The following is a 7,025-nucleotide window of genomic DNA, read 5'->3' on the forward strand; positions in this document are numbered from 1 at the left end:
GGCGAGAACAACCCCCCTCAGAAGACCAGCACCGCCCGCGCCACCTTCCCCTCCCGCGCATCCTCCGCCGCCTTCTCGAAGTCCTCCACCGGATACGTCGCCGTCACCAACTCGTCCAGCAGCAGGCGCCCTTCGCGGTACAGGTCGGCGTACAGGGCGATGTCCCGCTGTGGGCGCGAGGAGCCGTAGCGGCAGCCGAGGACGGACTTGTCCAGGTACAGGGAGGAGACCCGGAAGGAGGCCTCGGCCGTGGCGGGCGGCACTCCGAGCAGGACCGCCTGACCGTGGCGGTCCAGCAGGTCGATGGCCTGGCGGATGAGCTCGACACGGCCGACGCACTCGAAGGCGTGGTCCGCCCCCGTCGGAAGGATGTCCCGCACGCCCTCCGTCGACGTGAGGAAGTGGGTCGCACCGAACCGCCGGGCCACCGCCTCCTTGTCCGGATTCGCGTCCACGGCCACGATCCGCAGCGCCCCCGCGATCCGGGCGCCCTGAAGGACGTTGAGCCCGATGCCACCCGTACCGATCACCACCACACTGTCGCCGCGCTCCACCCGCGCGCGGTTCAGCACCGCCCCCACACCCGTCAGCACCCCACACCCGATCAGCGCGGCCGACGGCAGCGGGATGTCGTCCGGGATGCGGACCGCCTGCACGGCCTTGACGACGGTGCGTTCCGCGAAGGCCGAGTTGGACGCGAACTGGTACAGCGGCCGCCCCTCACCGACGGGCCCGCCCCGCGCGAACGGCCGGCCCGGCCTGCCGATCGCGCTCCGGCACATCGTCGGCCGGCCCCGGTCGCAGTCCGCGCAGGCACCGCAGTTCGCGAGCGTGGACAGGGCCACGTGATGCCCCGGCCGGACGTGGGTGACGCCCTCCCCCACCGCCTCCACGACCCCCGCGCCCTCATGGCCGAGCACCACGGGAACAGGGAAGGGTATGGTCCCGTCCACCACCGACAGATCGCTGTGGCACAGTCCGGCCGCCGAGATCGCCACCCGCACCTCGCCCGACCCGGGCTCCCGTACCTCCAGGTCGTCGACGACCCGCACCCGCTTCCCGTCGAAGACCACGCCTCGCATCACAACCTCAACCCCCTTCAGCCCCTGGGCTCCTTCGGCAGGCCGAGCACCCGCTCGGCGATGATCGTGCGCTGGACCTGGTCCGAGCCGCCGTAGATGGTGTCGGCCCGGGAGAACAGGAACAGGTGCTGGAGCGCGTCGAGTTCGTACGGCCGCTCGGGCGACCAGTCCCGTGGTCCCACAGCCGCCCCCGCGCCCCGTACCAGCGTCGCCAGCTCCCCGAGCCGCTGGTGCCAGCCGCCCCACAGCAGCTTCGCCACGCTCGACGCACCCGACTCGCCGCCCGAACCGCCCAGCGTCCGCAGGGAGTTCCAGCGCATGGTGCGCAACTCCGCCCACTGGCGGACCAGGCGGTCGCGTACGACGGGGTCGTCGGCCGCGCCCGTCTCGACGGCCGTACGGACGACCCGCCTCAACTCCTCCGCGAAACCGATCTGCTGGGCGAGCGTGGACACCCCCCGCTCGAAGCCGAGCAGGCTCATGGCCACACGCCAGCCGTCGCCCTCCCCGCCGACGATGTGCTCGGCCACGGCCCCGTCGAAGAAGACCTCGTTGAACTCGCTCGTCCCGGTCATCTGCCGGATGGGCCGCACCTCGACACGGCCCGGCTGGTCCATCGGGACGAGGAGGAAGGACAGTCCGTGGTGGCGGCGCGAGCCGGTTTCGGTGCGGGCGAGGACGAAGCACCAGTCCGCCTCGTGGGCGAGGGAGGTCCAGATCTTCTGGCCGGTCACGCGGTACGTCGCCGTCGTGCCGTCGAGCACCGCCGCGGTGCGCACTCCGGCCAGGTCCGAGCCCGCGCCCGGCTCGCTGTAGCCCTGGCACCACAGTTCCTCACCGCGCGCGACGGGCGGCAGGAACCGCCGCTTCTGCTCCTCGGTGCCGTGCTCGATCAGGGTGGGCGCGAGCAGCTTCTCCCCGATGTGCCCGGACCGGGCGGGTGCCTTCGAACGGATGTACTCCTCGGCCCAGACGACCTGCTGGACAAGACTCGCGGTCCGGTTCCCGTACCCACCTTCCTGCCACCCGATCCCGATCCACCCACCACGCCCGAGCTCCCGCTCCCACGCACGCCGGTCCGTTTCACCCGTGAGGTGCGTGCCGAGCCACTCCCGCACCTCACGACGGAACACCTCGCCCTCCGTACCAAACCCGAAGTCCACGGCTCTCCTCCTCCTGGTGAGCTGCACGCCCCTGAAAGGGGCGCGGGGAACTGCGCGACCAGCCACAACAACCCCGCAGCCGCCATACGACCTGCCCCACCACCCCCTCACGCGTTGGGCCGCTCACCCTCCCTCGCAGCCCGCGCCATCTCCTCCAACCGAGAAAGCATCGGCATCGGATCCACCCCCACACTCCCCGGCAGCACCTCCGCGATCCGCTCCGGAGTCCACGCCCCCTCCGAGAAAGCCGAGCGCAGCTCCCTCGGCTGGGCCCAGACCGCGATCTTGGGCCCGGCGACGGTGTACACCTGTCCGGTGATCCGCGCCTCGCGCGCCCGTTCGCTCAGCAGATAGACGACCAGAGCCGCGACGTCCTCCGGCTCACCGATCTCCGTCAGCTCCATCGGCACGTTGGCCGACATCCGCGTACGGGCAACGGGCGCCACCGCGTTCGCCGTCACCCCGTACTTGTGCAGGCCGAGCGCGGCGCTGCGTACGAGGGAGATGATCCCGCCCTTGGCCGCGCTGTAGTTGGCCTGGGACACCGAGCCCTGGTGGTTGCCGCTGGTGAAGCCGATGAGGGTGCCGGACCTCTGTTTGCGCATCAGCGCCGACGCGGCACGGAAGACGGTGAAGGTGCCCTTGAGGTGGGTGGCGACGACCGGGTCCCACTCCTCCTCGGTCATGTTGAAGAGCATCCGTTCGCGCAGGATGCCCGCCACGCACACCACGCCGTCTATCCGCCCGTACGCCTCGACCGCCGTGTCCACGATCCGCTGCCCGCCCGCCATGGTCGACACGTCGTCGGCCACCGCGACCGCCTCGCCGCCGGCCGCCACGATCTCCTTGACCACGGCCTCGGCGACCGAACTCGTCGGCTCGGAGCCCTCGATGGAGACGCCGTAGTCGTTGACGACGACCCGGGCGCCCTCGGCCGCCGCCGCGAGGGCCACCGCCCGGCCGATCCCGCGCCCGGCCCCCGTCACGGCGACGACCTTGCCTGCCAAGAAGTTCCCCACGCCGGGCCCCTTCCCACGGTTTCTGACGGACCGTTAGATTTGGTCGCAGCGATTCTACGACCCGTCAGATACCCGGAGACAAGACCCCGACAAGGATCAGCCAGGACCGGTCGGGACCGGACAGGACGGGACGGGACCGGACAGGACCGGGAGGGCTCATGTCGTTGCCCGAGGAGTTCCACGAGATCGCCAAGCGCGTGAACAACTGGGGCCGCTGGGGCGCCGACGACGAGATCGGGACGCTCAACCTGATCACGGACGAGGTCGTGCGGGGCGCCGTCGCCTGCGTACGGACCGGGCGGCGCGTTCCCCTCGCCGTCCCCCTCCGGCAGGACGGCGTCCAGACCGGCCTGATCCCCGGACGGGTCAACCCGCTGCACGTGATGGTGCAGATCAACCAGGAGATCTTCGGCCCCGGCACCGTGGCCTGCAGCGACGACGCCGTGACCATGGGCCTGCAGGCGGCCACCCACTGGGACGCCCTCACCCACGTCTCCCACTCCGGGCGGATCTACAACGGCCGGCCGGCGAGCACCGTGACCCCGCACGGCGGCGCGGAGTTCAGCGGTATCGACAAGGCGCGGCACATCGTCTCGCGCGGCGTACTGCTCGACGTCCCGCGCGCCCTCGGCCGGGAACGGCTCGCCGGCGACCACGCGGTCACGCCCGAAGACCTGGACGCGGCCGAGGAGTTGGCGGGCACCCGGGTGAGGAGCGGTGACGTCGTCCTCGTACGGACCGGGCAGATACGGGCGTACCTCGACGGCGACCGGCACGCGTACGCGTACCCCTCACCCGGGCTCTCGGTCCGTACCCCCGAGTGGTTCCACGCGCGGGACGTCGCCGCCGTCGCCAACGACACGATGACCTTCGAGATCTTCCCGCCGGAGATCGAGAACCTGTGGCTGCCCGTACACGCGCTCGACCTCGTCGAGATGGGGATGCTCCAGGGCCAGAACTGGAATCTCGAAGAGTTGTCCACAGCCTGTGGACAAGAGAGGCGCTACAGCTTCCTGCTGTCCGCGACACCCGAGCCGTTCGTGGGCGCCACGGGAACCCCGGTGGCACCCGTGGCCGTACTCTGAGGCTCCGCCCTCGCGCCCGGGCGGCGCGCCCGGGCGGCATTCGTCTCTTCGGCTGGCGGCGCGCCTCCCCCACTCGGCCGCGCTCGATCGGGAGGGCCCCCACCTCACTCCGAGCACGGCATCGCGCGCCGCCATCCGGCTCCGGCGTACCAGCTCTTGCTCCCCGGACGTCTCCCGTGTCGACGGGTCGGTCCGGCCCTGTGGGAGCTGACGCCGGATCACGACCCACACTCGTCGAGGACTCCCGGACTCCCGTCACCGGAACCCTCGCCGTCCCCTCGCGGCGAATCGTTGAACACAAGCGTGATCAAACGGACACGACACGTCAACACCTGTTCGACGAAATGCCCGTTACGGCCTTTTCCTGACGGCGCGTAATGAAGCACACCCCGGCGCACCGACCCGCAGCCCTCACCGGACACGTCCGATCCCGTGCGACCACGCGCAGGCGCGTGCGACGTGAACACTCCGAGCAGGCCACACCCGGCAGCCGCCCTACACCGCCTCGTACGCGATCCCCTCATATGTCACGGGAGTCGAGGCGGGCGCGCTGGCCGCACCGGAACCCGGACCGGACTCACAGCGGTCCAGTTCGCACCAGATGCGCTTGCCGGCCCCCTCGGAGGTCCAGCCCCAGCGGTCGGCGAGCCCCTCGACGAGGGCCAGGCCGCGCCCGTTGGTGTCGTCGCCCTCCGCGCACCGGGGCACGGGCGGCCGGGCGCAGCTGTCGGCCACCTCCAGGCGGACCGTGCCCCCCGAGCCGTCCCGCACGCCGGACAGCAACAGCCGCAGCACCGCCGGGCATCCGGTGTGCACGACGGCGTTGGTGACCAGCTCCGACACGAGCAGGACCAGCGTCTCGGCCAGTGGCTCATCGGCCTGTATCCCGGACCCGGCAAGCCGTGAACGGGCCCATCTGCGGGCACGTCCCACCTCCGTGGGGTCGGGCCGGATCTCCAGCTGCACTTGAAGCACCTGCACCGCTCACACCATCCGAACCGGCGGACGCGTCGCCTCGCGCCTCGCCAAGGCCACGATCGTGGTCAACTTCTGCTCGGCCATCAACCGCATGACCGGGACAGGGATCACCGACTGTGATCCCGTTGCGTGACAGCATGGTTGACGTACAGTCACCCCAACAAGCGCTTCGGGCATATTCCAGCGCGAAGGAGTACGCGTGCGGCATACTGTGCGACGCTCGCCGCGGGGAGTCGAACAGGCGGAGCCATACCCCCGCCCACCAGTGCGAGTGGCACGCATCGCCGGATCCGGGGCCGCCTCGGGGGCGACACCCGGCTGGCTCGTCCTCGGAACCACTCGCATCCCACACAAGGTACCGGAGCGGAGCCTCGACTCCGGGGCGTGACAAGTCACGCGTAGGACACAACCCGATATCAACGCTCGGTAATTCCCCTATGCCACGATCCGCGACACTCGCCACATGAGTCCCGGTGACACCCCTGCTCAGACAGCCACGCCCGGCAGCTCGACCAACAAATCCGCCGCGAGCATCTCCTCACTCTCCGTCACATCTCCGCTACGGCAGGAGCGCACCCAGGCCCGCTTGAGGTGCAGGTGCACGTCGGACTCCCAGGTGAAGCCCATGCCGCCGTGCACCTGAAGGCAGTCACGGGCGCCGCGCCGGGCCGCCTCGTCGGCGAGCAGCCGGGCCGCGGCGATGTCCAGCGGGTCGGCGGTGACGGCCGCCGCGTAGACCGCCGCCCGCGCCGTCTCCACCCGCTCCAGCATCCCGGCGCACAGGTGCTTGACCGCCTGGAAGGCTCCGACGGGCTGTCCGAACTGCTCGCGGGCCCGGGCGTGTTGCACGGCCAGTTCGCAGGTGCGGGAGGCCGAGCCGAGCTGTTCGGCGGCGGTCAGGAGGACGGCCAGGGGGGCCGTCCGGGGGACGGCTCGCGGGGCGGCCAGGGGGTCGGTGACTCCTCCGTCCGGTACGCGGTGCAGCGGGGTCAGCGGGTCCACCGACCGCAGCGGTACGGCGCCGGACGCGTCCCCCCGTACGACGTCCGCCTCGTCCAGCCACTCCACCAGCCCGCCCTGAACGGCCGTCACCACGGTCTCCCCGGTCGCGGCTCCCGGCACCCCCGCACCCTCGCCCGCGCCCGCGGCGAGATGCGTGGCCACCAGGGGCCCGGGCAGCAGCACCCGGCCAGCCTGTTCGAACGCCAGGACCGCTTCGGGGAGCCCGAGCCCGACCCCGCCCTCCGCCTCGGGCAGCCGGAGCGCGAAGAACCCCGCCTCGCCCAACTCGCGCCACAGGGCACGGTCGAGTCCGGGCGTGTCCAGTGCGGCCCGCAGCGCCTCGTGCCCGAACCGCCCTTCGAGCAGCTCGCGCACGCCGTCCCGGAGGGCCAGCTGATCATCGGTGAGTTGGAAGTGCACGGGTCTCGGTCACCGCCCCTTCGGCAGGCCCAGGATGCGCTCGGCCACGATGTTGCGCTGGATCTGCGAGGTCCCGGCCGCGATCGTGTACGACAGCGACGACAGCCGGTCGAGCGCCCACGGCCGGTCGAGGTCGAGCGCGTCGACGCCCAGGACGTCGGCGGCCGTGTCGTACAGCTCCTGCCGTGCGTGCGAGTAGCGGAGCTTGAAGACGGAACCACCCAGGCCCGGGACGCCGCCCACGCCAGGAACTCGGCCCACGCCACGGACCCCGCC

General features: G+C 71.5%; 7 protein-coding genes. 1 reads left to right on the plus strand and 6 read right to left on the minus strand.

Features of this window, described 5'->3' with window-relative positions:
• Window positions 1-17: 17 nt before the first annotated feature.
• The 3 genes from FNH08_RS40300 to FNH08_RS40310 all read right to left on the minus strand — a co-directional run bounded on the left by FNH08_RS40300 (window position 18) and on the right by FNH08_RS40310 (window position 3,264).
• Window positions 18-1,082 (minus strand): Zn-dependent alcohol dehydrogenase, encoded by a 1,065-nt coding sequence (locus tag FNH08_RS40300; protein ID WP_152776483.1) that lies wholly within the window; start codon window positions 1,080-1,082, stop codon window positions 18-20.
• 17 nt (window positions 1,083-1,099) lie between these two features.
• Window positions 1,100-2,245: an acyl-CoA dehydrogenase family protein gene (locus FNH08_RS40305; RefSeq protein ID WP_322726244.1), complete on the minus strand. Its 1,146-nt coding sequence runs from the start codon at window positions 2,243-2,245 to the stop codon at window positions 1,100-1,102.
• A 107-nt stretch (window positions 2,246-2,352) separates the two neighbouring features.
• On the minus strand, window positions 2,353-3,264 hold the full coding sequence (locus tag FNH08_RS40310; protein WP_322726245.1) for an SDR family NAD(P)-dependent oxidoreductase: 912 nt from the start codon (window positions 3,262-3,264) through the stop codon (window positions 2,353-2,355).
• Between the two features lie 158 nt (window positions 3,265-3,422).
• On the opposite strand from FNH08_RS40310, the gene FNH08_RS40315 reads away from it, so the two are divergent.
• Window positions 3,423-4,349 carry a cyclase family protein gene (locus FNH08_RS40315; RefSeq protein WP_152776484.1) on the plus strand — a complete coding sequence of 309 codons (927 nt, stop codon included), beginning with the start codon at window positions 3,423-3,425 and terminating at the stop codon, window positions 4,347-4,349.
• Between the two features lie 495 nt (window positions 4,350-4,844).
• Here FNH08_RS40315 and FNH08_RS40320 read toward each other — a convergent pair whose 3' ends face one another.
• The 3 genes from FNH08_RS40320 to FNH08_RS40335 all read right to left on the minus strand — a co-directional run.
• Window positions 4,845-5,330, minus strand: coding sequence for an ATP-binding protein (locus tag FNH08_RS40320; protein WP_322726246.1), 486 nt, complete (start codon window positions 5,328-5,330; stop codon window positions 4,845-4,847).
• Between the two features lie 483 nt (window positions 5,331-5,813).
• Window positions 5,814-6,749 carry an acyl-CoA dehydrogenase family protein gene (locus FNH08_RS40330; RefSeq protein WP_322726247.1) on the minus strand — a complete coding sequence of 312 codons (936 nt, stop codon included), beginning with the start codon at window positions 6,747-6,749 and terminating at the stop codon, window positions 5,814-5,816.
• 9 nt (window positions 6,750-6,758) lie between these two features.
• On the minus strand, window positions 6,759-7,025 hold a 267-nt coding region (locus FNH08_RS40335), incomplete at its 5' end, for an acyl-CoA dehydrogenase family protein (protein ID WP_265579837.1).

Source organism: Streptomyces spongiae (assembly GCF_009377185.1).
In the GTDB taxonomy this organism is placed as follows: Bacteria; Actinomycetota; Actinomycetes; order Streptomycetales; family Streptomycetaceae; genus Streptomyces; species Streptomyces spongiae.